This window comes from Staphylococcus schleiferi, from assembly GCF_025558325.1.
In the GTDB taxonomy this organism is placed as follows: domain Bacteria; phylum Bacillota; class Bacilli; order Staphylococcales; family Staphylococcaceae; genus Staphylococcus; species Staphylococcus schleiferi.
Genome location: NZ_CP094712.1, coordinates 2,479,953 through 2,506,197 on the forward strand (window position 1 = coordinate 2,479,953; position 26,245 = coordinate 2,506,197).

General features: G+C 36.3%; 27 protein-coding genes, 2 pseudogenes and 1 other annotated feature. Of the genes and pseudogenes, 15 read left to right on the plus strand and 14 right to left on the minus strand.

Annotated features, from left to right (window positions below; all coding sequences use genetic code 11):
- Positions 1-40: 40 nt before the first annotated feature.
- The 4 genes from MUA40_RS11820 to gmpC all read left to right on the plus strand — a co-directional run bounded on the left by MUA40_RS11820 (position 41) and on the right by gmpC (position 3,122).
- Entirely contained in the window at positions 41-418 is a 378-nt protein-coding gene (locus MUA40_RS11820; protein WP_016425685.1) for an iron chaperone, read from the plus strand.
- A gap of 169 nt (positions 419-587) precedes the next feature.
- Positions 588-1,613, plus strand: a complete 1,026-nt coding sequence (locus MUA40_RS11825) for a methionine ABC transporter ATP-binding protein (protein WP_155976576.1) — start codon at positions 588-590, stop codon at positions 1,611-1,613.
- A complete protein-coding gene (locus tag MUA40_RS11830; protein ID WP_167732733.1) occupies positions 1,607-2,266 on the plus strand; it encodes a methionine ABC transporter permease in 660 nt (219 codons plus the stop codon). The genes MUA40_RS11825 and MUA40_RS11830 overlap by 7 nt, the downstream gene beginning before the upstream one ends.
- Positions 2,267-2,282: 16 nt before the next feature.
- Positions 2,283-3,122, plus strand: coding sequence for a dipeptide ABC transporter glycylmethionine-binding lipoprotein (gene gmpC / locus MUA40_RS11835; protein ID WP_016425688.1), 840 nt, complete (start codon positions 2,283-2,285; stop codon positions 3,120-3,122).
- A gap of 129 nt (positions 3,123-3,251) precedes the next feature.
- Here the strand turns inward: gmpC and add are convergent, their stop codons facing one another.
- Positions 3,252-4,235, minus strand: a complete 984-nt coding sequence (add, locus tag MUA40_RS11840; protein ID WP_262569624.1) for an adenosine deaminase — start codon at positions 4,233-4,235, stop codon at positions 3,252-3,254.
- A gap of 367 nt (positions 4,236-4,602) precedes the next feature.
- Between add and sph the strand changes: the two genes are divergently transcribed.
- The gene (gene sph, locus MUA40_RS11845) at positions 4,603-5,592 is read left to right on the plus strand and encodes a sphingomyelin phosphodiesterase (protein WP_262569626.1); all 990 of its coding nucleotides are present in this window, start codon (positions 4,603-4,605) and stop codon (positions 5,590-5,592) included.
- Positions 5,593-5,842: 250 nt separating this feature from the next.
- On the opposite strand, the gene rpsR is transcribed toward sph, so the two are convergent.
- From rpsR to rpsF, 3 genes are read right to left on the minus strand one after another with little or no spacing between them, the layout of a single operon-like run.
- Positions 5,843-6,085, minus strand: a complete 243-nt coding sequence (gene rpsR, locus MUA40_RS11850) for a 30S ribosomal protein S18 (protein WP_014614919.1) — start codon at positions 6,083-6,085, stop codon at positions 5,843-5,845.
- Positions 6,086-6,134: 49 nt separating this feature from the next.
- Entirely contained in the window at positions 6,135-6,635 is a 501-nt protein-coding gene (gene ssb / locus MUA40_RS11855; RefSeq protein ID WP_016425691.1) for a single-stranded DNA-binding protein, read from the minus strand.
- Positions 6,636-6,659: 24 nt separating this feature from the next.
- A complete protein-coding gene (gene rpsF, locus MUA40_RS11860) occupies positions 6,660-6,956 on the minus strand; it encodes a 30S ribosomal protein S6 (protein ID WP_016425692.1) in 297 nt (98 codons plus the stop codon).
- A gap of 344 nt (positions 6,957-7,300) precedes the next feature.
- Between rpsF and MUA40_RS11865 the strand changes: the two genes are divergently transcribed.
- On the plus strand, positions 7,301-8,569 hold the full coding sequence (locus MUA40_RS11865; protein WP_167732736.1) for a B domain-containing protein: 1,269 nt from the start codon (positions 7,301-7,303) through the stop codon (positions 8,567-8,569).
- A gap of 110 nt (positions 8,570-8,679) precedes the next feature.
- Complete coding sequence (locus tag MUA40_RS11870; RefSeq protein WP_016425694.1) at positions 8,680-8,958, plus strand: hypothetical protein; 279 nt, start codon at positions 8,680-8,682, stop codon at positions 8,956-8,958.
- A 371-nt stretch (positions 8,959-9,329) separates the two neighbouring features.
- On the opposite strand, the gene MUA40_RS11875 is transcribed toward MUA40_RS11870, so the two are convergent.
- The 6 genes from MUA40_RS11875 to MUA40_RS11900 all read right to left on the minus strand — a co-directional run bounded on the left by MUA40_RS11875 (position 9,330) and on the right by MUA40_RS11900 (position 13,510).
- Entirely contained in the window at positions 9,330-9,599 is a 270-nt protein-coding gene (locus MUA40_RS11875) for a trypsin-like serine peptidase (protein WP_228446429.1), read from the minus strand.
- Complete coding sequence (locus MUA40_RS11880) at positions 9,568-9,987, minus strand: trypsin-like serine protease (protein ID WP_016425696.1); 420 nt, start codon at positions 9,985-9,987, stop codon at positions 9,568-9,570. The genes MUA40_RS11875 and MUA40_RS11880 overlap by 32 nt, the downstream gene beginning before the upstream one ends.
- Positions 9,988-10,396: 409 nt before the next feature.
- Positions 10,397-11,494 carry a redox-regulated ATPase YchF gene (gene ychF / locus MUA40_RS11885; RefSeq protein ID WP_262569629.1) on the minus strand — a complete coding sequence of 366 codons (1,098 nt, stop codon included), beginning with the start codon at positions 11,492-11,494 and terminating at the stop codon, positions 10,397-10,399.
- Positions 11,494-11,706, minus strand: a complete 213-nt coding sequence (locus MUA40_RS11890) for a DUF951 domain-containing protein (RefSeq protein WP_016425698.1) — start codon at positions 11,704-11,706, stop codon at positions 11,494-11,496. Before MUA40_RS11890 ends, ychF begins: the two co-directional genes overlap by 1 nt.
- A gap of 12 nt (positions 11,707-11,718) precedes the next feature.
- Positions 11,719-12,612 carry a mechanosensitive ion channel family protein gene (locus MUA40_RS11895; protein WP_016425699.1) on the minus strand — a complete coding sequence of 298 codons (894 nt, stop codon included), beginning with the start codon at positions 12,610-12,612 and terminating at the stop codon, positions 11,719-11,721.
- A gap of 67 nt (positions 12,613-12,679) precedes the next feature.
- On the minus strand, positions 12,680-13,510 hold the full coding sequence (locus MUA40_RS11900; RefSeq protein WP_016425700.1) for a ParB/RepB/Spo0J family partition protein: 831 nt from the start codon (positions 13,508-13,510) through the stop codon (positions 12,680-12,682).
- A 180-nt stretch (positions 13,511-13,690) separates the two neighbouring features.
- Positions 13,691-14,008 (plus strand) — a binding site (T-box leader).
- Between the two features lie 65 nt (positions 14,009-14,073).
- On the opposite strand from MUA40_RS11900, the gene MUA40_RS11905 reads away from it, so the two are divergent.
- From MUA40_RS11905 to MUA40_RS11930, 6 genes are all read left to right on the plus strand, one after another.
- Positions 14,074-15,195, plus strand: coding sequence for a PLP-dependent transferase (locus MUA40_RS11905; RefSeq protein WP_016425701.1), 1,122 nt, complete (start codon positions 14,074-14,076; stop codon positions 15,193-15,195).
- Positions 15,173-16,348 carry a cystathionine beta-lyase MetC gene (gene metC, locus MUA40_RS11910; protein WP_262569632.1) on the plus strand — a complete coding sequence of 392 codons (1,176 nt, stop codon included), beginning with the start codon at positions 15,173-15,175 and terminating at the stop codon, positions 16,346-16,348. The genes MUA40_RS11905 and metC overlap by 23 nt, the downstream gene beginning before the upstream one ends.
- Positions 16,302-18,143, plus strand: a complete 1,842-nt coding sequence (locus tag MUA40_RS11915) for a bifunctional homocysteine S-methyltransferase/methylenetetrahydrofolate reductase (RefSeq protein WP_016425703.1) — start codon at positions 16,302-16,304, stop codon at positions 18,141-18,143. The genes metC and MUA40_RS11915 overlap by 47 nt, the downstream gene beginning before the upstream one ends.
- Complete coding sequence (gene metE / locus MUA40_RS11920; RefSeq protein WP_126496447.1) at positions 18,137-20,392, plus strand: 5-methyltetrahydropteroyltriglutamate--homocysteine S-methyltransferase; 2,256 nt, start codon at positions 18,137-18,139, stop codon at positions 20,390-20,392. Before MUA40_RS11915 ends, metE begins: the two co-directional genes overlap by 7 nt.
- A gap of 26 nt (positions 20,393-20,418) precedes the next feature.
- Positions 20,419-21,165, plus strand: a complete 747-nt coding sequence (locus MUA40_RS11925; protein WP_016425705.1) for a cyclase family protein — start codon at positions 20,419-20,421, stop codon at positions 21,163-21,165.
- Positions 21,166-21,506: 341 nt separating this feature from the next.
- Positions 21,507-21,773, plus strand: a complete 267-nt coding sequence (locus MUA40_RS11930; protein ID WP_016425706.1) for a hypothetical protein — start codon at positions 21,507-21,509, stop codon at positions 21,771-21,773.
- A gap of 45 nt (positions 21,774-21,818) precedes the next feature.
- On the opposite strand, the pseudogene MUA40_RS11935 reads toward MUA40_RS11930, so the two are convergent.
- From MUA40_RS11935 to ureE, 4 genes and pseudogenes are all read right to left on the minus strand, one after another.
- Positions 21,819-22,652: pseudogene (locus MUA40_RS11935) on the minus strand (urease accessory protein UreD).
- On the minus strand, positions 22,652-23,263 hold the full coding sequence (ureG, locus tag MUA40_RS11940; RefSeq protein WP_126496324.1) for an urease accessory protein UreG: 612 nt from the start codon (positions 23,261-23,263) through the stop codon (positions 22,652-22,654). Before ureG ends, MUA40_RS11935 begins: the two are co-directional and overlap by 1 nt.
- 11 nt (positions 23,264-23,274) lie before the next feature.
- On the minus strand, positions 23,275-23,964 hold the full coding sequence (locus MUA40_RS11945; protein WP_016425709.1) for an urease accessory protein UreF: 690 nt from the start codon (positions 23,962-23,964) through the stop codon (positions 23,275-23,277).
- Entirely contained in the window at positions 23,957-24,412 is a 456-nt protein-coding gene (gene ureE, locus MUA40_RS11950; RefSeq protein ID WP_016425710.1) for an urease accessory protein UreE, read from the minus strand. The genes MUA40_RS11945 and ureE overlap by 8 nt, the downstream gene beginning before the upstream one ends.
- A gap of 532 nt (positions 24,413-24,944) precedes the next feature.
- On the opposite strand from ureE, the pseudogene MUA40_RS11955 reads away from it, so the two are divergent.
- Positions 24,945-25,459: pseudogene (locus MUA40_RS11955) on the plus strand (YceI family protein).
- Between the two features lie 335 nt (positions 25,460-25,794).
- Positions 25,795-26,226, plus strand: coding sequence for a MarR family winged helix-turn-helix transcriptional regulator (locus MUA40_RS11960; RefSeq protein ID WP_262569635.1), 432 nt, complete (start codon positions 25,795-25,797; stop codon positions 26,224-26,226).
- Positions 26,227-26,245: the final 19 nt, after the last annotated feature.

Genomic DNA, 26,245 nt, shown 5'->3' on the forward strand with positions numbered 1-26,245 from the left:
CATATACTCATCATCTTAAATATTTAATGGGGGAATGCAAATGGAAACTTTAGATGATTTTTTAGAAACCATCGACAAAGAGGCACACCGAGAGAAACTTAAAAAAGTGTTACAAACAATTTTAGAAAACTACCCTGAACTTACTATGGAGATAAAATGGAATCAACCCATGTTATTGTATAAGGACAATGGTTCTTTCATCTTGGGCTTTAGTAAAGCTAAACCTCATTTTGCAATTTCACCTGAGAAATATACTTTAGATACTTTTGCAGATGACATTAAAGCTGCTGGCTATCAAATGACAAAAATGTTTATGAAAATCAAATGGACGGACGAAGTCAACTATGATTTGATTTATCGTATCATTGATTTCAATATTAAAGACAAAAAAGATAGTACTTCTTTTTGGCGTCGCTAAAATGCGTCTCACTTTAAAGACTTAAATCAAACTTTGCGTAAGCGAGGTCAATTTAAGTCTTTTTTTATAGTTTTTCAGAAAATACTAAATATTGTGTTGACTATTTTTTGCACATCACATAAAATACAGACATTACTTATTATTTAAATCGGAATTAAGGAAGGTTGCCATGATCGAATTTAAAAATGTCAATAAAACATTTAAAAAGAAAAGTACGACTGTGCAAGCACTTAAAGATGTTAACTTTAAAATTAATAAAGGGGATATTTTTGGTGTTATTGGGTACAGTGGTGCCGGTAAGAGTACCCTCGTCCGTCTTGTTAATCAGTTAGAAAAACAAACGTCGGGAGATATTCTAGTTGACGGTCATCATTTAAATACATATTCAGCCGCCCAATTGCGCACGGTTAAAAAAGATATCGGAATGATATTCCAGCACTTCAATTTACTCAACTCAAAAACGGTTTTTAAAAATGTGGCGATGCCTTTAATTTTAAGTAAAGTGCCTATGGAAGAGATTAAAGTACGTGTGGAAGAGATGTTGCGATTTGTAGATTTAGCTGGTAAAGCGAATCAGTTTCCGACAGAACTTTCTGGTGGACAAAAGCAACGGGTTGCCATTGCCCGCGCTTTAATTACGCGTCCTAAAATTTTGCTTTGTGATGAAGCCACAAGTGCTTTAGACCCAGCCACAACTGACTCAATACTCGATTTATTGAAGAAAACGAACGAAACTTTTGGTGTAACGATTTTGGTCATTACACACGAAATGAGTGTTATCCAAAAAATATGTCATCGTGTTGCAGTTATGGAAAACGGGCAAGTCATTGAACTCGACACCGTTAAAAGTGTTTTCAGTCAGCCACAGACATCTACAGCACAACGTTTTGTATCGACGGTCATCAATACGTTACCTTCCCCTTCTGTGATTAAAGATATTCAACTCCATGAAGATGACACGGTATACAAACTGTTTATTGAACCTTCGCAAATTAAACATACGATTCTCAACGATCTCATTCAAGAAATCAATGTGAAAGTGAATGTCATTCATGCGATTACAGCTAACATACAAGATGAAACTGTAGGATATCTCTGGCTTCAAGTAACAGGAAATCCTGCTCAACAAAGCGATGTTCGTTCATACTTTGAAACACATCACATTCAATACGAGGAGGGATTACCATCATGTTAGGTTCATCAATCGAAACATCTCAGTTACTCGAAGCGCTGTATCAAACATTATATATGGTCACGTTTGCCCTTGTTCTCGGCGCCATTATTGGGATACCGCTAGGCATTCTACTCGTTGTGACGAGACAAAATGGAATATGGCCTAACGCCATCATTCATCATATTTTAAATCCAATTATTAATATATTGCGATCTATTCCGTTTATCATTTTGTTAATTGCGATTATTCCTTTTACAAAATTAATTGTTGGCACATCGATTGGGACAACGGCTGCTATTGTTCCTTTAACTGTCTATGTCGCACCTTATATTGCAAGATTGGTTGAGAATTCACTGCTAGAGGTAGATGCGGGTATCATTGAAGCTGCACACGCGATGGGGGCTTCGCCAATGCAAATCATTCGATACTTTCTTTTACCTGAAGCACTGGGATCACTTATCTTATCTATTACTACGGCCATTATTGGTCTGATAGGGGCAACTGCTATGGCCGGCGCGGTCGGTGGTGGCGGTATCGGGGATATGGCCCTTGTCTATGGTTACCAACTCTTTGACACACTTGTCATTGTGATTACAGTCGTGGTTTTAGTCATTATTGTTCAATTAATACAATCTGTCGGCAACGTACTTGCGAAAAAAGTACGTCGACATTAATCGGAGGTTTTATGAGATGAAAAAATTACTGACACTCTTAGTTCTTGCTGTACTGGTACTTAGCGCCTGTGGGAAAAGTGATACAAAAAAAGTGACAATTGGGGTTGCTTCAAATGATACAAAAGCATGGGAAAAAGTAAAAGAATTGGCGAAAAAAGACAATATTGATTTGGAAATCAAACAATTTTCAGATTACAACGTTCCAAACACTGCGCTCAACGATGGGGATATTGATATGAACGCATTCCAACATTTTGCATTTCTGAATGAATTTAAAAAAGCGAATAAAGGGACTCATATTACACCAATTCGTACTTCTGTTTTAGCACCTCTTGGGGTCTATTCAAAAAAAGTGAAAGACATTAAAGACGTGAAAGACGGTGCCAAAGTCGTGATTCCGAATGACGTTTCTAACCAAGCACGCGCACTCAAACTTCTTGAAAAAGCAGGCTTACTTAAACTGAAAAAAGATTTTGGCTTATCTAGTTCAATCAAAGATATTCAATCTAACCCTAAAAACTTAGATATTAAAGCCGTAGATGCGCAACAAACAGCACGTGCCCTTTCTGATGTCGATATTTCAGTCATTAATAATGGGGTTGCAACAAAAGCAGGATTAGATGCAAAGAAAGATCCGATTTACTTAGAAGATGCGAAATCAGATGCAGTTAAACCATATATCAATATCATTGCTGTTAACTCTAAAGATAAAGATAATAAAACGTATAAGAAAATTGCAGAACTTTATCATTCTAAAGAAGCAAAATCTGCTTTAAAAGAGGATACAAAAGATGGTGAAGTTGTTGTCGACCTTAAAGAAAAAGAAATGAAAGAGATCGAAGACAGCTTAAAATAAAAAATGATGTTTGAAGTCTTTTAAATACTCATTTTTAGAAAGCGATTGAGTTAAGTTCACTTATGATAAACAATTAAAGACGAGTCTGGGAATACTATCCCAATCTCGTCTTTTTTATAGGATTTACTTTTATTCAAAGTAGCATTTTAACTTATCTTTCGTTTCCTGACAAGCAAAGCTGTAATCAATTGCATCATAATTGATTTTTTGTATATCGGCCATATTAAGTAGACGATGTTTCAACAACAATTCATATTCATCCATTAACGTTGTCTGTGTCACCGTTCGATTATCCGTATTAATCAAGAAGGCCACCTCTTGTTCCATCAGCTTCGGCAAATCTAAAGTCGCTAATGTATCTATGGCCTTTGTTTGTAAATTGCTATTTGGACAAAACTCTAATAGGACATCGTGTTCTTTTACCCAAGACAGAGCCTGTTCATCTTGAAAAATCGCCACACCATGACCGATTCGACGTGCACCATATTGAATCACATCATACACATTTTTTACACAACCACACTCCCCGGCGTGTAAGGTAATATTTAAATTTTTACTTTTCGCATATTGAATTAATGCTTCATGCGCTTCCGTTGGTGAACTTGCTTCATCTCCTGCTAAATCTACACCTACTATATACTTTGTAATCGATGCATTCGCACCTAAATGATCAAAAATCGCTTGGTTGGTTGCCATTGAATGATGCTTCATCCCACATACGAGCAAACGTACATCCAAATCAAATTGAGCTTCAGCTTGCTGTGCACCTTCACAAACCATATCTAAAATTTCAATCGTTTTCAAACCGAAATCTTGGTGGAAAGCTGGTGCGAAGCGAATCTCAATATATTTCACACCATCTTCATTTGCTTGTCGTGCAACATCGATAACCGCTTCAATAAGACTCTCTTGTGTTTGCATGACCTTCAATATCTCATCAAATGACTGTAAATATTCTGCTAAACTTTGGCAATCTTGCTCAACGGTAACTTTTTCAATATCTATCCCTACTTGTTGACTTTCACTCTGTGATTTTAAATATTCTATACTAACAGAACCATCTAAATGGCAATGTAATTCTAATTTGGGTATCTTCTTCAAAACAGCTTTCATACATACCTCACTTCGACATCTTTTTAATATTTTATTTTACGCACATTCTCTTTATTGTCAATACACATATATTTTGTACATGACAAAACGTCATATCTGACAATCTCATTCAAATTTTCATAAATTGAAATTCAGAATTCTTTAAAACATACCGTCTTTTCATAGCAAATTCTATTAATATATCTATTTGAATTTCGTATCTCCGAAGAACTTACTGTTTTAATAAGTATAACAAAATCAAATAAATTATTAATAAATAAATTACCCACGAATAATTATAAGTTAATATTTTTTAACAAGATTTAAAAATGAGTTCAACCTTTTTTACTTTTGATAACGCTATAATATGTGCAAAGGAGTGATAAAAATGAAGAAATTACCATTAGCAAAGAAATTCACATCAGTCATTTTAGCCAATTTATTTCTATTAGGCCTCTCTATTCAATCGACAGCACATGCAGCAAAACCAGTTGACAATAATGAATTAAAATTAGTCACACACAACGTATATATGCTTCCTAAATCTTTGTATCCTAACTGGGGGCAAAGTATTCGTGCGGATCTCATCTCTCAATCTTTTTACATAAAAGGAAATGACGTTGTTATCTTAAACGAAGCATTTGATAATAGCGCATCAAACCAACTATTAAATAATCTTAAAAATGAATACCCACATCAAACAGGTGTTTTAGGCCGCTCTAGATCGGGCTGGGATAGTACAGAAGGCAGTTACTCTAGCACTGTACTTGAAGACGGTGGTGTAGCAGTCGTAAGTAAATATCCAATTAAAGAAAGAATACAGCACGTTTTCCGTCGCGGTTGTGGTTTTGATAATGACAGCAATAAAGGATTTGTATATACAAAAATTGAAAAAGATGGCAAAAATTTCCACGTTATCGGAACACATACACAAGCAGAAGATAGTCGATGTGGCGCAGGATACGACAGAGAAATCCGCGCGGAACAAATGCGAGAAATCAGTACGTTTGTTAAAAATAAAAATATACCCAAAGATGAAGTCGTTTATATTGGTGGAGACCTCAATGTAAACAAAAATTCAACTTCTGGAGAATTTCAAAATATGCTTAAAAACTTAAATGTCAATGACGTGACTTATAAAGGACACACAAGTACATGGGATCCAGAAACAAATTACATCGCTCAATATAACTTCCCAAATGCCAAACCTGAATATTTAGATTATATCTTTGTAGATAAAGATCATAGACAACCAGGCCAACTTATTAATGAAGCAATCGATGCAAAAGCGCCAAGCTGGCATGTTTACGCTTTTCCTTATACTTACTACTATAATGACTTTTCAGATCATTATCCTGTGAGTGCTTACAGCCGTTAAATATTAAAATACATTTTTATTCAAAACAATTAAATATCTTTGATACTGAAAACTCCCAAAAAACATCCTCATTCTTTGTAATATCGCTAAATGAGGATGTTTTTACATTTTATTAGTATAAAATTAATAATTTACAAGCACCGTGTTATTAAGGCTCTATACGAAATGAACTGAATCCGCTATTTAGCATAGCGTCAAAATAAAAAACCCCGTACCTTTTAATAAGGCTTACGGGGTTTTTGTGATTGGCTTACGCTTCGTCTTTAACGAATGGTAGTAATGCCATATGACGTGCACGTTTGATCGCTGTAGTCAACATACGTTGATATTTAGCTGAAGTACCTGTAACACGACGTGGTAAAATTTTACCGCGTTCTGAGATAAAACGTTTTAATAACTCAGTATCTTTATAGTCGATATGTGTAATACCGTTTGCTGTGAAATAACAAACTTTTTTACGACGACGACCGCCTCTTCTTGGTCCACCTGCCATGATTTGTGCCTCCCTTACTATAAAATGATTCTATACGTTCGCTAATTCATTAAAATGGTAAATCATCATCGCTAATATCGATAGGACCATTCGCATTCGCAAATGGATTATCGTTATGTGCGGGTTGATTGTTATTTTGATATGACGAATTTTGACCTTGTTGTTGCCCACCGAAGCTCTGACCATAGCTTTGGAAATCATTGCCTTGATTAGAGTGACGTTGGTTTTGTGATTTTGGCTCAAGGAATTGAACACTGTCACATACCACTTCAGTGACGAACACACGTCGGCCTTCTTGGTTCTCATAACTGCGTGATTGTAAGCGACCATCAACGCCAGCTAAACTTCCTTTGAACAAAAAGTTGTTCACGTTTTCTGCTTGTTTACGAAAAACTACACAGTTAATGAAGTCCGCTTCACGTTCCCCTTGCGCATTCGTAAACGTACGATTAATCGCTAGAGTAAAAGTCGCTACACTTACGCCTGAGGGTGTCGTTCTGTATTCTGGATCTTTAGTTAATCGACCTACTAATACGACTCTGTTAAGCATTTTCACGCCCCCATTATTATTCTATTACTTATCTTCGTCTTCACGGACAACGATGTAACGAATGATATCGTCATTGATTTTAGCTAAACGTTGGAATTCGTCAGTTGCTACGTTGTTGTCAGACTTAATACGTACGATGTTGTAATAACCATCTTTAAAGTCTTCAATTTCGTAAGCTAAACGACGTTTACCCCAGTCCTTCGTTTCTAATACTTCAGAACCTTCAGAAGCTAAAATTCCGTTAAAACGTTCAACTACTGCTTTACGCGCATCTTCCTCGATGTTCGGACGCACGATGTACATAATTTCATATGTTCTCATTTTATATTTGCACCTCCTTGTGGTCTATACGGCCTATCAATGAAATGATAAGCAAGGAATAATTTTCATTACTCACATTCAAAGATTGTACCACATCACATTACTTATTACAACATTAATCAGAAGATGTTCTATATTTCTCTTTATAGAGCATAAATGCTTTCCAAGTCATAAAAATCAAAAGATAAGATTTCGCATTACTTTTTTCACTCATTAGTAAAACCAAAATATATTAATTTGTTTTTATGAACAATTAAGAAATAGTTAATTTAACTCAATATAAAAGCGTGCTATATTTTAAATGCTTACAACAAATAAAAAACTGAATATGAAAGGGATTAATTATGAAAAACAAATACATAGCTAAATTATTAATGGGTGTTGCTACAGTATCTATCGCAACAATCGTATCAAACGGACAAGCTGACGCGAGCGAGCAAGTCCAAGAAAGTGCAAAATCTGGATTAGCACCTGCTGCTACTCAAACTTTTGAATCAGCAAAAGTTTCTCCAGAACAAAAAGCATTTTACCAAGTATTACATATGGAAGGTATCACTGAAGAACAACGTGATCAATATTTAAAACAATTGCACGAAGATAAAGAAAGTGCACAAAATGTTTACTCTGAATCAATTAAAGACAGCCTACGTCCTGAGCGCCGTGTAGGTCAACAAAACGCTTTTTATGAAATTTTAAATAATGAAGACATCACTGACGAACAACGTGATCGTTACATTTCACAAATTAAAGAAAATCCAGATGCAAGCCAAAAAGTATTTGATGAATCAGTAAACCAAACTGAAACAAAACCAGCTGAGCCACAAATTGAACCTAAAGATTGGGAAAAACAATGGCAAGAACAACCTCAACAAGAAGAACAAAAACCTGAAGTTCCGAAAGTAGAAGAGAAAAAAGAACAAGATAAACCTGAAGCCAAAACGCCTGAAGTTAAAGAGCAAGATAAACCTAAAGCACCTAAAGTAGAAGAACAAAAAGAGCAAGAAGCACCTGAAGCCAAAACGCCTGAAGTGAAAAAAGAAGAGCAAAAACCTGAAGCACAACAACCTCAAGTGCAAAAACCTGAAGTTCAACATCAAGGTCAATCTCAAAACCAAGCAACACCATCTCAACCTTCAGCTCCTGCTGTTCCAAAAGTTGAAGCACCTTCTAAACCTTCAACTTGGACAGATTACTGGAACTCATTTAAACGTCCGTTTGAAAATGGTTACACTTACATCAAAGATAGCTTTAATAACGCTAAAAAATACGTAACTGATTCATATAAAAGCATTACAGAAAAATACAATAATGCAAAATACTACTCAAAATTATACTTTAAATATAAAGATGCAATGGATATTGCTGTTTTAGCTTTATTGAATGATAAAGGTGCTAATGCATATATCACACCAATTAAAATAGATAAAAACAATGGTACTTTATATAATGCATATGCAAAAACAAGTAACTTTGTAACAAGTGGTATCAACACAGGAAAAGTATTATATACTTTATACCAAAAACCTCAAGCAGTTAAAGCAGCAATTACTACAGTTGAAACTGCACAAAAAGTTAAAAATGCTTTCAGTAGTATTTTATCAATCTTCAAATAATCAATACAAAAAGACTCGCACCCCCTAGCGAGTCTTTTTATTTAATATCAATTCATGTAGCATATTATTAAGCTCTAAATGACTTTAATTAAAGGTGGTGGCATTTTGTCATGAGAAAAACAATGTATAGCTTTCATATATTAAGTAACACCCTTCTCGTATTATTCTTATTCATCCCTATTCCATTTTTAAATTATGAGGGTGGCGATATTCTTTCTATTTATTTTCAAGTTTCATTAATACTATTCGTTCTTTCAGTCACTTTATATTTTTTAAACCAGAAAAATAGAAAAACGTGGATGATTAGTACGATTCTATCAATCTTAAGTATTCTTATCGTTTTCCCAGTCGTATTTTTTTATTTATTTTTCGGAATACCGCCCGCTTAATCATAAACTTCTTTAGTCACAAAATTTGTTATCATTAATTTAAAAGGCAATCTTAAAATAATAAATGATGCATCTGATTGCACGATGTTTCAACCTAAAAAATAAACTGCGAAGTAGAGCCGGTGCACTCTACTTACACAGTTTAAATTGGACGATGAATATCCTTTTTTCAGTTTATGTTTTGATCGATAACGACATTCTCTTTATATCGTCGTTATTATTTTATATTTATATACTTTTATGGGTTAAGGGGTAAATGTTTTTTATACGAGATGGAAGGTTCTCTTATTTTATAAGTATCTCTTACGATTGAGTCTAATTCGTAAATTCTAGGGTAAGTATTTAAAGCGATGAATCTTCTTTATATTTGCTTACTTTTGTATATTATCTTGGATGAATTTTTTTATTTGAGGTGTAAAGTAAACACCAAATGATTTTCTGTGAGGTGAATCTTGAATCTCTCTAGCATAAGAAACACCTATTGCTTCACCTTTTCCATTAACAATTGGTGAACCAGAATTACCTGGCTCTGTAAAAGCGTCAAGTACAATCTCATTTCCTTTTACAGATACAACTTTACCAAATGATTCCAATAAATTATAGGCATGTTTATCCGGTTTTGGATAACCTATCATTGACATTGTCATGGTCAGCTAGCTTCAATACGCCTGCTTTTTCATTAAACTTCCAATTTTCTTCTGCTTTTTCTTTAACATGAACAATCGCTAAATCTTCTTGACCAGGATACGGAATAACTTCTAATACGTTATAATTTCCAGCGTTGCTATTAAATCCTGTAGGGTGTAAGGCAGCTTTCGTTCCCACACCTTTACCAGGACCATTTACTACATGCTTATTTGTCACAATCGCATTCTTACCTACTACAAATCCTGTTCCATGTTTAAGTGCAACAACTGCATTGTAAGGGCTTTTCGAGGCATCATGTATTTCCACAACATTTTTCTCTGCCTTTGCGAATGACTGATAAGCTTCTGTAAATGTACTACCTAGACCTAAAGAAATTATCATCGTAAATGTTGCTCAACCTTTGATCAAGATATTCTTATTCAATTTAAGCCTCCTTTAAATTTAATGTTGTTTTGTATCTAGATACATCTTTATTATATGTTTTTATTATAGGTTTATTAATTAACTACCAATTAACTATATATTAAATTTTTATTAAATAATATATAAAAAAGATGTGAATAGAATTTTTTAAAAAGGATAATATTAAAATAAAAAAACATGTAATGTTCTGTTTTAAAGTAAGGCATATTAAATCGCAATGTGTTAAGACTTATGAAAGCTTTCTAGGTACAAATAGCATCTTATCACTTATAAAAATGACACAACGCTTCAAATTCCGTAAGGCTTGAAAGGTTGTGTCATTGATTTTTATTTTATATACGTTCAATCTACTGCTTCGTAATGAAATTTATACGTTAAATCTGAAGTGCACGACATCGCCGTCCTGCATAATATAGTCCTTACCTTCTAAACGCATTTTACCAGCTTCTTTAGCACCTTGTTCACCGTTGCTGGCAACATAGTCCTCATAACTTGTTACTTCGGCACGAATAAAGCCACGCTCAAAGTCAGTGTGAATAATACCCGCACATTGTGGTGCAGTCATGCCTTCTTTAAATGTCCATGCACGCACTTCTTGTACGCCAGCTGTAAAATAAGTCGCAAGTCCTAATAAATCATATGTTTTACGAATTAAACGATTTAAACCAGGTTCTTCGATACCTAATTCTTCCAAGAACATCGCTTTATCTTCATCATCTAAAGTCGCAATTTCTTCTTCGATTTTAGCACTGATGACAATGACTTCTGAATCTTCACTCGCTGCATACTCACGAATGGCTTTTACTTTATCATTTTCAGCGTCATTGACCTCATCTTCACCTACGTTAGCAATATATAACATCGATTTAGACGTTAAAAGTTGTGCTTGGTTGACGTATTTTTGATCTTCTTCATTGAAATCAATACTACGCACGGGTTTACCGTTTTCAAGCGTTTCTTTAATTTGAGTTAAAATACGGACTTCATTCACGGCTGTTTTATCTTTTTGTTTCGCCATTTTTTCTAAACGTGGCAATCTTTTTTCTACAGATTCTAAGTCAGCTAATACTAATTCCATATTGATAACTTCAATGTCTTCAATAGGATTCACACGTCCTGCTACGTGTGTCACGTTTTCATCATCAAAAGCGCGGACAACTTGGCAAATCGCATCGACTTCTCGAATATGAGATAAAAATTTATTACCTAAACCTTCCCCTTTTGACGCGCCTTTTACAATCCCGGCAATATCTGTAAATTCGAAAGTCGTCGGTACTGTTTTCTTAGGATTAACTATTTTTTCTAATTCACTTAATCGTGTATCCGGTACTTCTACGATACCCACGTTAGGATCAATCGTAGCGAAAGGATAGTTTGCAGCAAGTGCACCTGCTTTAGTTATTGCATTAAAAAGTGTTGACTTCCCGACGTTAGGCAAGCCCACAATACCAGCTGTTAAGGCCATTATTCATTCTCCTTCTCATTTGAACTCGCTTTGACGAGTATTTTTTTTAGTTTTTTATTAAAAGTTTGACGGGGGAGCATAATGCTTCGATGACATTGCTCACATTTGATACGAATATCTGCGCCCATACGAATAATCTTAAACCGATTTGCACCACAAGCATGTTGCTTCTTCATCTCTACTATATCATTTAATTCGTAATTTGATGACACACATTTTCACCTCTATGATTCCGCGTTTTGTTGATCTTTATAGAGTTGGACAAGGGTCGGCATTGGTGCTTCAATCCCTTCAGCTTGTAAAAATTCTTTGAGTTCTCGTCGAAGAATACGTGAACCTGAAAAACTTTCACCTGGAAGCGTCTCTCCAGCGACACGAATTCTTACTTCATAGCTATTAAAAGTATCCACCCCTAAGACTTCTGGTGGCTCAATAAAGATGTCATACTTTTTCGGAATAGATTTTAAGAATATGTTCATTTTCTTTTCAACATCATCAATTTTTTCATTAATCGATACTGGAATATCAATCACTGAGACTCCATTTGTGACTGAAAAGTTGGTAACTTCACTCATCGTACCATTTGGAATAATTGATAGCTCTCCTGTATATGACAGTATCCGTGTAGAACGTAAGCCAATCGCTTTCACTGTCCCCTCTGCAATAGGAGAACTATTATTTTTAATGCTGACATAATCACCCACATCGAATTGATTTTCAAAAATAATAAAGAAGCCTGTAATCACATCTTTAACAAGTGTTTGTGCACCGAAACCAATAGCGAGACCGACAACACCCGCTCCGGCTAAAATACTTTCAACGCTAATACCAAATTTACTGAGTACCGTCGTTAAAGTAATAAACCAAACCAGATAACCGACAACATTTTGAACTAAAGTAATCAATGTTTTTGATCTTTTAGCACGATTTGATTTCGTCATCGCTCGGTTATTGACTTTAAAGAATTGTTCAATGACTTTATTTAAAATACGCACGACAACAAAAGCAACAATGACATAAATGGCAATAATAATTAATTTTGTAAGTAAATTCGAGTATGTTTCAGGCTCTAATAACGGCTGAACCATACTTTCTATAACTGCTTTAAATTGATTCATAACGACTCCCTTTCTCCATAATCACTTTCCCCTATTGGCGACACAATTGATTTCAAAGGCGCGGTTTTTACATTTTCTTCAATTGTTGAATCAATCTCCGATAATCACTTTCTGAATGAAATGTAAATGTAATCTCACCAACATTTTTCTTCATGGCAATCTCAACTGAAGTCCCATATTGTTCCTGCAATTGCTGCTCGTGTTGACGTATCATGGCAGGTTTTTTAATGGCTCTCTGTTGCGGTTCTTCACGCTTTTTACTTGTTCCTAACAATTCGGCGACCACTTGTTCCAAATAGCGTACACTCCAAGACTCCCGGACGGCTAAATTTGCATATTTTTCCATCTTTTTAACATCTTTAAGTGCTAATAGTGTCCGACCATGTCCAGATGAAATTGTACCTTCACGTATCAAAGTTCTAATCTTAACAGGTAATTTAAGTAGCCTCAACATATTCGCGATATATGGTCGTGATTTTCCTAGTCTTTGCGCCACTTCCTGTTGTGTTAAATGCAATTCTGCCATTAATTGCTGATAACTCTCAGCCTCTTCTAATGGATTTAAATCTTCACGTTGTAAATTTTCAATAATTGCGAGCTCACGCATTTCTGCATCTGAAAACTTTTTAATAACGACAGGTATTTCCGTTAAACCCGCTTCAAGACTTGCACGATATCGTCTCTCCCCGGCCACAATGTAATAACCTTGAACCGCATGGGTTACAATAATTGGTTGTAGAATACCGTGCTGTGTAATGGATTGCGCAAGTTCAGTGAGCTTTTCAGCATCAAAAGTCTTACGGGGTTGATAAGGGTTCGGTCTCAAATCATGTATCGCTATCATTTCGACATGTTGCGAAGTACGCTGTGATGTTTCATTTTGATGGGTCACGTGCATCACCTGCTCCCACAAATTTTTTTACCATTCTATTTTACTGGTTGCATAGTTGAGACACAAGCCTTTACGTTATTTTCAGGAGTTGCCAAAATTTTATCTAATCATAATTTTCTGAAAAATATGTTGACATCCTTTTTTGATTGATGTAAAGTGTTTTTTACAAAGAAACAGTACAATATTCGAGACACTGTAAAAAGGAAAGTAAAATTTACACTGCAATCACAGAGAGCCTTGTTTCGCTGAGAAAAGGCATTGAAAGCAAATTTGAAAATGGCCTTGGAGTGTTGATGCCAATATGAGGTATCACCGGGTTCGCCCGTTATAGCGATACAGTATTAACATTTTGTTATTATGCGTACTGGAAAATATTAACTATACTCTTCCTTCACTGTATAGATCTAAATCGCGCATAATGCAATTTAGCGTACTGTGAGAGGTTACTTTAGCGATAAATTAACAAATTAAGGTGGTACCACGAACTTAGCTTTCGTCCTTTTTATTCGATTAAAAATTCGGATATTAGGATGAAAGCTTTTTTATTTTGTTTGAGGAGGTTATCAACGATGAAAGAGACCACATTGGCACAAATTGCACTTACTACAGATCACACCGGCGCGATTGCTAACCCGATTTACCTTTCGACTGCTTATCAACACGCTGGTCTAGGTCACTCAACAGGCTATGATTACACACGCACGAAAAACCCAACACGACAAGCTTTTGAAGACGCCTTTGCCAAAATTGAAGGTGGCATTGCCTCATTTGCGACTTCAAGTGGGATGGCAAGTATTCAACTCGTCTGTAATCTTTTTAAACCTCACGACGAAATACTCGTGTCATTTGATTTGTATGGAGGCACATTTCGCTTATTTGAATTTTACGAAACACAATATGACATTCGCTTTAAATATGTAAATTTTGAAAATGTTGAAGAAGTTAAAGCAGCAATCACACCGCATACGAAAGCATTGTTTATCGAACCTATTTCCAATCCATTGATGATTGAGATTGACTTGTCACCTTATTACCAGTTGGCACAACAACATCGTTTATTGACGATTATCGACAATACTTTTCTTACCCCTTATTTGTCCACACCACTAGCGGATGGGGCTGACATCGTCTTACATTCTGCGACGAAGTATATCGGAGGTCATAACGATGTACTCGCAGGTGTCGTTACTGTTAAAGACCCTGTTCTAGCTGAACAATTTACGCAACTACATAATATGATTGGCGCTACCCTAGCACCTATTGATAGTTATTTGTTGCAACGTGGACTGAAGACATTACATTTACGTGTGGAACGTGCACAGCAAAATGCGCAACGTCTCGCAGAGCGATGTCAACAGCTGGAAGGGATTGCCGAAGTATTGTACAGCGGTCGAACAGGGATGTTAAGTTTACGCCTTGCGCCTAATTATCAAGTGGCTGCGTTGTTACAACATATCCAAGTTTGCCGTTTTGCAGAAAGTTTAGGTGGAACTGAAACATTTATCACTTTTCCTTATACACAAACCCATGTCGATATGCCAGATGATGAAAAAGATAAACGCGGCATTGATCAACATTTAATACGTTTATCCATTGGTATTGAAGCTTACGAAGATATTGAGAATGATTTAATCCAAGCACTTGAGAAATCTAAGGAGGGTGTTCTTTATGAAGCGCACGAAACAAACTGAATTGATCCATGATATGAACAGAGGCCACAAATATAAAAGCGCCAATATCCCACTTTATTACTCTTCTACTTATCATCAACAAGAGTTAGGTGGCCCTTACGAATATGATTACGCCAGAAGTGGCAATCCTAATCGTGAGCTGCTTGAAACAAAATTAGCTCAGTTAGAAAATGGTCAGTTTGGATATGCTTTTAACTCTGGTATCGCAGCGATTACAGCTGTTTTCCTAACATTGCAAGCAGGTGATCATGTGATTTTACCTGATGACGTGTATGGTGGAACATTTCGATTAACCGAAAGCATCTTGTCTCGTTTTAATATTTCATTTACTACGGTCAATGCCGAAGATATTAATGAAATTCGTAAAGCGATTCGTCCTTCAACACGATTGATTTATGTTGAAACGCCTTCTAACCCTTTATTTAAAATTACTGATATTAGACAAGTGGCGCAACTTGCTAAAGAATATGGCATTACAGTTGCTGTAGACAATACATTTATGACGCCTCTCGGACAGAATCCTTTAGATCTCGGTGCTGACATTGTCATTCATAGCGCTACGAAGTTTTTAGGTGGACATAGTGATGTTATCGCTGGTGCCGTCATCACCAATGATAAAACAATTGCCGACGCACTTTATTTAATTCAAAACGGCACAGGTAGTGGTTTATCTGTATACGACAGTTGGACGCTGACCCAGCATATTAAAACGTTGGATGTTCGTTTTCAACAATCCGTTAAAAATGCTAAAGAAGTCTGTCGCTTTTTAGAACAACATCCAGCCATTGCGTACGTTTATTACCCAGGAAATAGCACCGTTCATCTGCAACAAGCCCATAATGGCGGTGCCGTTCTTAGCTTTCGCTTAAAAGATGAAGCCTATGCACAACAATTTGCTGACAAACTCACGATTCCACTTGTGTCATTAAGTTTAGGTGGCGTTGAAACGATTCTTTCTCACCCGAACACCATGTCACATGCGAGCATTCCAGAGGATATTCGTGAAGCACGAGGCATTACATTCGGTTTATTCCGATTAAGTGTCGGTATAGAAAATGTAGAAGAATTAATCGCGGATTTAGATTACGCATTAAAGGAGGGATATGATGAGTCGGTTGTTAAAAGCGCTACAAAACAACGTTCTAGTGGCTGATGGAGCAATGGGAACGATTCTATACTCCGAAGGCTTAGATACCTGTCCAGAAGCATATAATCTGACGCACCCTGAAAAGGTCGAGCATATTCATCGCTCTTACATCGAAGCTGGTGCAGATGTCATTCAAACGAATACGTATGGTGCCAATTTCGAAAAGTTGCAACCTTTTGGACTTGAACATAAGGTAAAGGCCATTCATCAAGCAGCAGTAGCCATTGCGAAACGGGCTGCCCGTCCAGAAACTTTTATTTTAGGTACTGTAGGTGGTTTTAGAGGTGTAAAGCAAGGTGAATTATCCTTGTCAGCCATTCAATACCATACGGAAATTCAAGTCGATACACTTATCGAATCGGGTGTAGATGGGCTGTTGTTTGAAACCTATTATGATTTAACTGAATTAATTAGAGTCATTACTCAAACCCGTCAAAATTATGATATTCCAATCATTGCCCAACTCACAGCTTCCAATACGAATTACTTAAGAGATGGTACTGAAATTAATGACGCGTTACAGCAAATCGTTGCTGCCGGCGCAGATGTTGTCGGATTGAACTGCCATCATGGGCCACACCATATGAAACACTCGTTTAGTCATATTGCACTACCGGACAAAGCGTATCTCTCCTGTTACCCGAATGCGAGTTTACTCGATTTGGATCAGCATACGTTTCAATATAGTGATAACGCCCAATATTTTGGTGACACGGCGCAACAACTGATCCAAGAAGGTGTCCGCCTAATTGGAGGCTGTTGTGGTACGACACCAGAACATATACGGCACATCAAATCTGCCGTAAAAGGACTTAAACCGATACAAAATAAAAAGGTTATCCCTATTGATAAAAAAAGAGAGACATTAGCCCAAAATCAGCATCAACTTAATTTAGCTGATCGGGTTCGTCAAAAACCAACAATCATTGTTGAGCTCGATACGCCTAAACATTTAGATACAACGAAATTTTTCAACAATGTCAAAGCTTTAGATGAAGCGAATATTGATGCGGTCACTTTAGCAGACAACTCCCTTGCGACAGTGCGTATTTCAAATATTGCGGCTGCAAGTTTGATTAAGCAACGATTTGGTATTGAACCCCTCGTTCATATTACATGTCGTGATCGTAATCTCATTGGTTTACAATCTCATCTACTCGGATTGTCGCTTTTAGGCATTCATGAGATTCTTGCAATTACGGGTGACCCTTCTAAAATTGGACATTTGCCTGGTGCGACCAATGTTTACGATGTGAACTCAAAAGGTTTGACCGAACTCGCACTCAAATTTAATAAAGGCATCAATACGGATGGTGATGCGCTGAAAACAACAACACAATTCAACATCGCTGGTGGTTTCGACCCACACGTAAGAAACATTAATGCCGCTGTACGCAAAATGGAAACGAAAATCGAAAGCGGAATGAGTTACTTTATTACGCAACCTGTATTTTCAAAAGAAAAAATTATTGAAATTTATGAAGCAACAAAGCACCTCAATGTCCCTATTTTTATAGGTGTCATGCCGATTACAAGTTACAATAATGCTTTATTTCTACATAATGAGGTGCCAGGTATCAAAATGTCAGAAGAGATACTCGAGCAATTTAAAGCAGTAGCAGGTGACAAAGAAGCAACCTACCAACTCAGTATTTCACTTTGCAAGTCACTCATTGACACCGTTCACACATATTTTAATGGTCTCTATTTAATCACACCTTTTGAACGTGTGGACTATTCACTAGAACTTGCAGCTTATTCAAAATCAATTACACAAACCCATCAGGAGGCGATATTATGACAATTAAAACAACAAACTTAGGATTCCCAAGACTTGGACGTAAACGTGAATGGAAAAAGGCGATTGAAAGCTACTGGAATAAAAAAATTACTAAAGAAGAATTAGATAGCCAATTACAAAATTTACATCGTGAAAACTTATTACTACAAAAGCATTATGGTCTAGATAGTGTGCCTGTCGGTGACTTTTCACTTTATGATCATATCTTAGATACATCATTACTCTTTAATATCATTCCTGAACGTTTTCAAAGCCGTGAAGTGAATGACGATCTCCTTTTTGACATTGCTCGTGGAAACAAAGAGAATGTCGCAAGTGCTTTAATTAAATGGTTTAACACGAACTATCACTATATCGTACCCGAATGGGACAATGTCACTCCTAATGTAGGTAAAAATACATTACTTGAACGCTTTAATTACGCAAAATCACTACACATTAATGCACATCCTGTTATTGTCGGACCGATTACTTTCGTCGCACTTTCGAAAGGTGGCAATCAATCGTTCGAAGATAAAGTTCGTACTTTATTACCTCTTTATATCGAAGTTTTTGAATCACTCGTTCAGGCTGGCGCTGAATTGATTCAAGTGGATGAACCTATATTAGTCACTGATAAAAGCACTGAACTTGAAGCGATTACTCAAGAAGCCTATCAAGCATTTGCAGATGCTGAAGTGGCACAAAAGCTCATTATCCAAACTTATTTCGAACGTGCCAATGTTAAGTTTTTAAGCGATTTACCTGTAAAAGGGATTGGTCTTGATTTCGTACATGATCACGGGCATAACCTTCAACAAATTGAAAATGGCGATCTTGATTCCTCAAAAACATTATTTGCAGGTGTCATTGATGGACGAAATGTATGGGCGGCAGATGTGGAAGCTAAGAAAGCACTCATCGAAAAATTATCTCAATATTCCGTCGACTTATACATTAACCCATCTTCTTCCCTATTACTCGTTCCTGTATCACTAGATGACGAGACATTAGATGAAACAGTACGCGATGGATTAAGCTTTGCGACTGAAAAATTAGAAGAATTAGCAGCTTTAAAAAATGCAATTAACAATAACCAAACAGAACAATTTGATAAATTACATGCCCAATATACACGTTTCCAAAGCCAAGACTTCAAAAACCTTGACTATGATTTTGAAAGCGTCCGTTCTCAACGTGCTTCTGCTTTTTCTGAGCGAAAAGTATTACAACAACGTCGCTTAAACTTACCTGATTTACCAACAACAACAATCGGATCATTTCCACAATCACCTGAAGTTCGAAAACAGCGTGCAGACTGGAAAAATAAACGTATTACAGATGAAGCTTACGATACATTTTTAAAGAATGAGATTAAACGTTGGATTGAAATTCAAGAAGAAATTGGTTTAGACGTTTTTGTACATGGTGAATTTGAACGAAATGACATGGTTGAATTCTTTGGTGAAAAATTACAAGGCTTCCTTGTTACACGTTTCGGATGGGTTCAATCTTATGGCTCTCGTGCCGTTAAACCACCTATCATTTACGGTGATGTAAAATGGACTGCACCATTAACTGTTAAAGAAACGGTTTATGCGCAAAGTTTAACAGACAAACCTGTAAAAGGCATGCTTACGGGTCCAGTAACCATCTTAAACTGGTCATTTGAACGTGTAGATATCCCGCGTGCAACGGTTCAAGATCAAATTGCACTCGCAATTAATGAAGAAGTTTTAGCTTTAGAAAAAGCCGGTATTCAGGTCATTCAAGTGGATGAACCTGCATTGCGCGAAGGCTTACCTTTACGTCAAGAATTCCATGCTGCTTATTTAGAGAAAGCGGTCCATAGTTTCAAACTCGCGACATCTTCCGTTGCAGATGAGACACAAATTCATACGCATATGTGTTATTCGCAATTCGGACAGATTATCCATGCGATTCATGATTTAGATGCAGATGTGATTTCAATTGAAACATCAAGAAGTCACGGTGATTTGATTAAAGACTTTGAAGATATTAACTATGATTTAGGTATTGGTTTAGGTGTATACGACATTCATAGCCCTCGTATCCCTACTGAAGAAGAAATTACAACAGCGATTCACCGCGCATTAAAAGAAATCGATCGTTCATTATTCTGGGTAAATCCAGACTGCGGTCTCAAAACACGTAAAGAAGATGAAGTAAAAGCAGCATTAAGCGTACTCGTTAATAGCGCTAAAAAATTACGTCAAGATCATATTGAATCCCCACAAACGTCAGCATAAGGAGTTAATAAAGGAGGTCTGGTAGCATGGCATATCCACTTTGGGAACAACTCAACGCACTCAAAGAAGCAAAATGGGTCGATTTAACACATACTTTCAATGCAAAGTCCCCACATTTTAGCGCATTTGAGGGTGCACAAGTTGAAACACCCTTTACAGTAGAACAAGATGGCTTTTTCGTTCAACAATGGTCATTTGTCACACAATATGGCACACACATCGACGCACCTATTCATTTTGTTGAAGATCAGCGTTATTTACATGAATTAAAATTACAAGAATTGGTTTTACCACTCATTGTACTCGATTTCTCAGAAGCTGTCGCAAAAGATGCAGATTTCCGTTTAACACGGGCACACATTGCGTCATGGGAAGAAACACACGGCAAGATTGAACCGAATACATTTGTCGCTTTTCGAAGTGATTGGTCCAAACGTTGGCCGGATCACACCTCTTTTGAAAATAAAGATGCAAATGGACAGCAACATTTACCGGGTTGGTCATTAGATGCGCTAACCTTCCTAATAGAAGAACGTCAAGTCGCTGCCATTGGTCATGAAACATTTGATACCGATGCATCCATTGATATCGCAAAAAATGGAGATATTGTCGGTGAAAGATATGTCCTTGGGCAAGACCGTTACCAAATCGAATTGTTGGCTCACTTAGATCAAGTTCCTAGTCGTGGTGCTGTTATTTATAATATTTGTCCTAAGCCAGATAAGGCCCCTGGCTTTCCTGTGAGAAGTTTTGCTATCGTTCCGAATGAATAAAGCGACCTTACGTTATCATCTCTATTAAAAAGAAGCTGATATGTGTATCAGTAATTGAAAAACTTCGAGGTTTTCGTAAAAAACGAAAAATCTCGGATTTTTTCCTTTTATCATCAGTTTAGCCGCACTAGATGCGACTAATTTCCTTAGGCACCTCGTTAATTTAGTTTTTGTTGTGATGAATTAAATTATACGAAAGTGCCTTATTTTTTTAAGTATAATGGTGAATGATTACATATATAAGCGTAGTATTTATAGCGAGACTCCTGAGGGAACAGGACGAGCCGAAGACTACAGGCTGAGGCTGTCTCCTCGGAAAGCGAGCCTATATAATACGAAGCATGATAATAAAAAGGAAGCTCGAAGACGATTTTTATCAAAATCATCTTCGAGCTATTTATTTTGGTATTTATGTCCCAAGCTCCGATAAAGGTAATTTTTCAGATGGAAAGCCTGAATATGTATATGTAGGTTTTGCAAATTATCTTTTAGAAGGTAACCGTTTAACAAAAGATGATAAGACAACAAAAATTGAAAATACGAGTGGTGAAGATCGTTTAGAAGCATTTAAAAAGACACTTGATAGTGAGCATTATGTATCACTATAAAAACTAAAATATGGTCCAGAAATGATATCGTTTCTGGACCATGTTTTAATATTTTCTTAAAAATTGCGCATCTTCTTCATGATAAGTTGTCATGACAAATTGGTGCACAGCATTGATCACTTCTTGTATCGCCCCTGTTGAATGCGCTAAAATACGAAATGTTAGGCCACTTGTAGGCAATAAAGTGACGCCAACACGACAATCTTCAAGCATAAAAGGTTGCACGACTTCTTGAACCGCTTCAACCACTTTTTGATTTACACCCGGACTCATATAAAAGCAGGCCTCCATGTGTGTAAATCCCTCCATATAACCAATATCCGTCACTTTATTTTTTTGTGTGTCTAATTTCAAATGGTCATAAACGACTAACTAATCATCTACATAGATCTCATTTAATAATTGTAAATAATGGTAATTAAATGGTTTTCCCTCTTGATCGTAGCCCGGTGTCAAAATATCAGTATAAAACATTGATGCAGTGGAACTCAGATGAAATCGATTATGTTGATAAAATCTTGCATGCGTATACCCAATAATCGGATCACTGATATATTCCATAAATGCTTCATCTTCTAAGTGAAACGTTTGATATTGTTCCACCTTATCTTCTAAAGTCTTGAACACAATCGTAGCACCTTGTGTTGTAAGCACGGCATGTGCACGAGGCTCAAAGTGTATCGCAGTACGATACCGATCTCCGTCTACAAAACCGCCCCCTAAGTTAATTAAAAACATTGTCGGGTGTGGGCTTCCATTTAAATACGTCGGACGTAATACTTTCAAACCACCCTGATAATACGTCTTCCCATTAACAGTACGGGTCCCATCATGTTTAAAGGTAAGATCGAGTTCACCCGTCCATTTTGAAATGGCCATTACTCTAGCCCTTCAAAGAAGATATCTTTTTTAATCCAATCCATCACTTGGTCTAAACCTTCATCCGTTTTTAAATTCGTAAATGCGAATGGACGATTTTTACGGAATTTTTGAGTATCTTCAGCCATACGTTCTAAAGAAGCTCCTACATAGGGTGCTAAATCGGTTTTATTAATGACAAAGTAGTCTGATTTAATCATACCTTGTCCACCCTTACGTGGGATTTTTTCACCTTGTGCCACATCAATAATATAAATTGAAAAATCAACCAGTTCCGGACTAAAAGTCGCTGCTAAATTGTCGCCACCTGATTCAATAAATATAAGTTCAATATCAGAATGTCTTTCCATCAATTCATCGATTGCTGCGAAATTCATAGAAGCATCTTCTCGAATAGCTGTATGCGGACAACCCCCAGTTTCTACACCAATAATACGGTCTTCAGGAAGTACACCTGTATTGACTAGGATTTTTTGGTCCTCTTTTGTATAAATATCATTTGTAATAACGCCAATGCTTTTCTCTGATGCGAGACGTTTAACAATTTTTTCAATAAGTTGGGTTTTACCGGCCCCTACAGGACCCCCTACACCAATTTTTATCGGTTTCATTTCTATTCCTCCTATGAAATAAATATACGTACATCCACATGTTCATGCTCAAGCTGATTCATTTCAATACCCGGTGCTGTAATACCAAAATCTTTTTCATCTAGTCGCATTACAGCTTCCCGTGTCTGTGCAATAAAAGGAATCATTTGCGCTATAATTTTCTGCCCTTCTGTTTGTCCAAGTGGAATGGCACGAACAGCATTTTGCGTTAAACTGGAAACATTTTGATAGTAATAATAATCAATAACCTCCTCAATCGGTATCTTTAAATGATGACCCAATAATGTGAAAACAACAGCTGGATGTGTATGAAGCGCATATTCATTCGCACGTTCATAGTACCAATCCAACCATTCATCATCGTAAAGTGTATGCGCAAGCTGAATCATGCGTTTCCCCATTTGTTTCGTTCCATTTCTCGTTTCTCGGGGAATATTTTGCACAAACAACAGTTGATCGAACCGTTCAATGACCTCTGGGGCATTCGATTCAATCGCTTCATAAACCAAACGCATCGCCAAGCCATCTGTATACGTGAGTTGTTCTGTTAAAAATACTTCCAACCATTTCCGAAAAGTCACGCCATCATAAATAGCCCGACGTTGAATATAAGTCTCTAGCCCAAAAGAATGACTAAACGCGCCTGTTGGAAATTGTGAATCACAAAATTGGAACAACTTCAATTTTGCTAAGTTAGTCATGTGAATGTCCTATATGTTTAAAGGCCTGATTGACTTTACGGTCTTCTCGTTGATACGGAATACCTTGTTCTTTCAATAAATCTTCTACGAGGTAATCATATTGCACAAGCATCTCATTCTCATCCGTAAACTGAGCCGGTAAATGGCGATTTCCTAATTGATGCGCAATTTCTCCCATTTCTTTAATCGTACGTGGACGGATTGCTATAATATCTTCTGAATTGACATCGATAATAATCATATTTTGATCATCACGATATAAAATATCACCATACTGAAGATCAATGGGCTGACTTAAACGAATGCCAATTTCAGTGCCGTGATCTGAAGTTACCCTTTGAATTCGTTTCACAAGGTCTGAGTTTTCTAAATAAACCTTCTCAATATGTATATTTTTTTCATCTTGAGAAAGTTGTGCAATGTTCCCTTGAATTTCTTCTACTATCATCAATTTCATCTCCTAACATTATCTTCACATTCATTGTTTTCGTACAAAAACAAAACTTTAATTAAGAATTAATAATAAAACACTAATAATTGCGCGCAATAGCTATTAAAACTCATGATTATGCTCGCCAAAAATGAGTAAGATTGCACAAGGTGTGAGACATCCCCCACCCAGTCTCGTTGTCTTTTATTTATTCTTTTATCCGCGCTTTCATGATGTAAAATATGAAAAAAATTCACTCTCATAAGTCTACATCCCTTTTAATCATAGAAACTCTTCATTCTTCTCCCATCCTTACTTTACCATATTTCAAATGTCTGACGTTACTCATCCATCATGAAATCATCACTTTAAACTAAAGTTATTATAGGATAACAATATACACACGCGTAGCTAAACAATTATTGCTAGATTTCACATTAAAAAATACGATTCAAACTTTCCTCCTTGCTATTACTTTTTATTAATGGTATATTTTTTATACTTAGAAAAAGAAAATAACTACAACGAAAATTAGGGGAGGTCATTTGTAATGACAAAATTTAATCTTGATACTGTACACAGTACTTTTGGTTTTTCAATTAAACATTTAATGGTTTCTAAAATTAGAGGTACTTTTAAAGACTATGATATTCAATTAACTGGCGATGTAGGAGATGCGTCTTCATTATCAGCAGTAGCAACAATTAAAGTAGACTCTGTTGATACAGGTAATGCGGATCGTGACCAACACTAAAACCAAAAGATTTCTTTGATAGCGAAACATATCCAGAAATCAAATTTGAATCTACTCAAATCACTGAAAACCAAATTACAGGTCAACTTACAATTGCAGGTCAAACACATGAAGAAACGTTTGATTTTACACACAACGGTGTGAGCGCAAATCCAATGACTGGTGGCCAAGTTACTGGTTTTGTTGTAAAAGGTACAATCAACCGTGAAAAAGACGGCATTAGCTTTAACCAAACACTAGAAACTGGTGGGGTTATGTTAGGTAAAGATATCCAATTTGAACTAGATAGTGAATTTGCTATCGAAGCTTAATGCATCTCAACAAATCATCGCGCGCTCACATACTGAAATGTCATATAGACGTTTTTAAGGGCAGTATGTCACGCCGATGATTTGTTTTTTATCGATTAGTTTCATCAATGGTTTCGATTAAAAAGTTTTATAATGTGAAAACCGGCAATATATATAGCGTACTCTCCTTTTAAAAGGAATCACTCTTTATAACTTGTAAAGATATAAACCGCATCAAATCAACATTGAGTCGTTGTATGTTGGATGTGGGTATAAAAATTAAACTTAATTCTTTACTTTGCCAAATTTACAAGTTATAATTATCTCGAATTCGAAATAAAAGGAGGGGTTGTCAATTGCAACGAACGGATATTGCACTCAAAACACTGATTGGACTCAAACGTACAAATGACATGATGGATAAAATTATACGCAATGATGTGAAATCTTATGGATTAAATATTACCGAATTTGCTGTACTTGAGCTTTTATATAACAAGGGTGAACACAGCATTCAACGGATCCAAGAACGCATTTTAATTGCAAGTAGTAGTACTACTTATGTTGTGCAAAAACTAGAGGAAAAAGGACTATTGCAACGAAGAGAATGTGAAAAAGACAGACGTGTAAGCTATGCAGCCTTAACGGATAAAGGGCAAGCGCTTATGGCTCAGATTTTCCCACAACATGCAAAAGCAATTGAAGCAGCCTTTTCAGAATTGACAACGGAAGAATTAAATACTTTACAGCAAACTTTAAAAACATTAAGTACACAAACCGACAGCTAAGGGTTCTCGTGTACTTTTC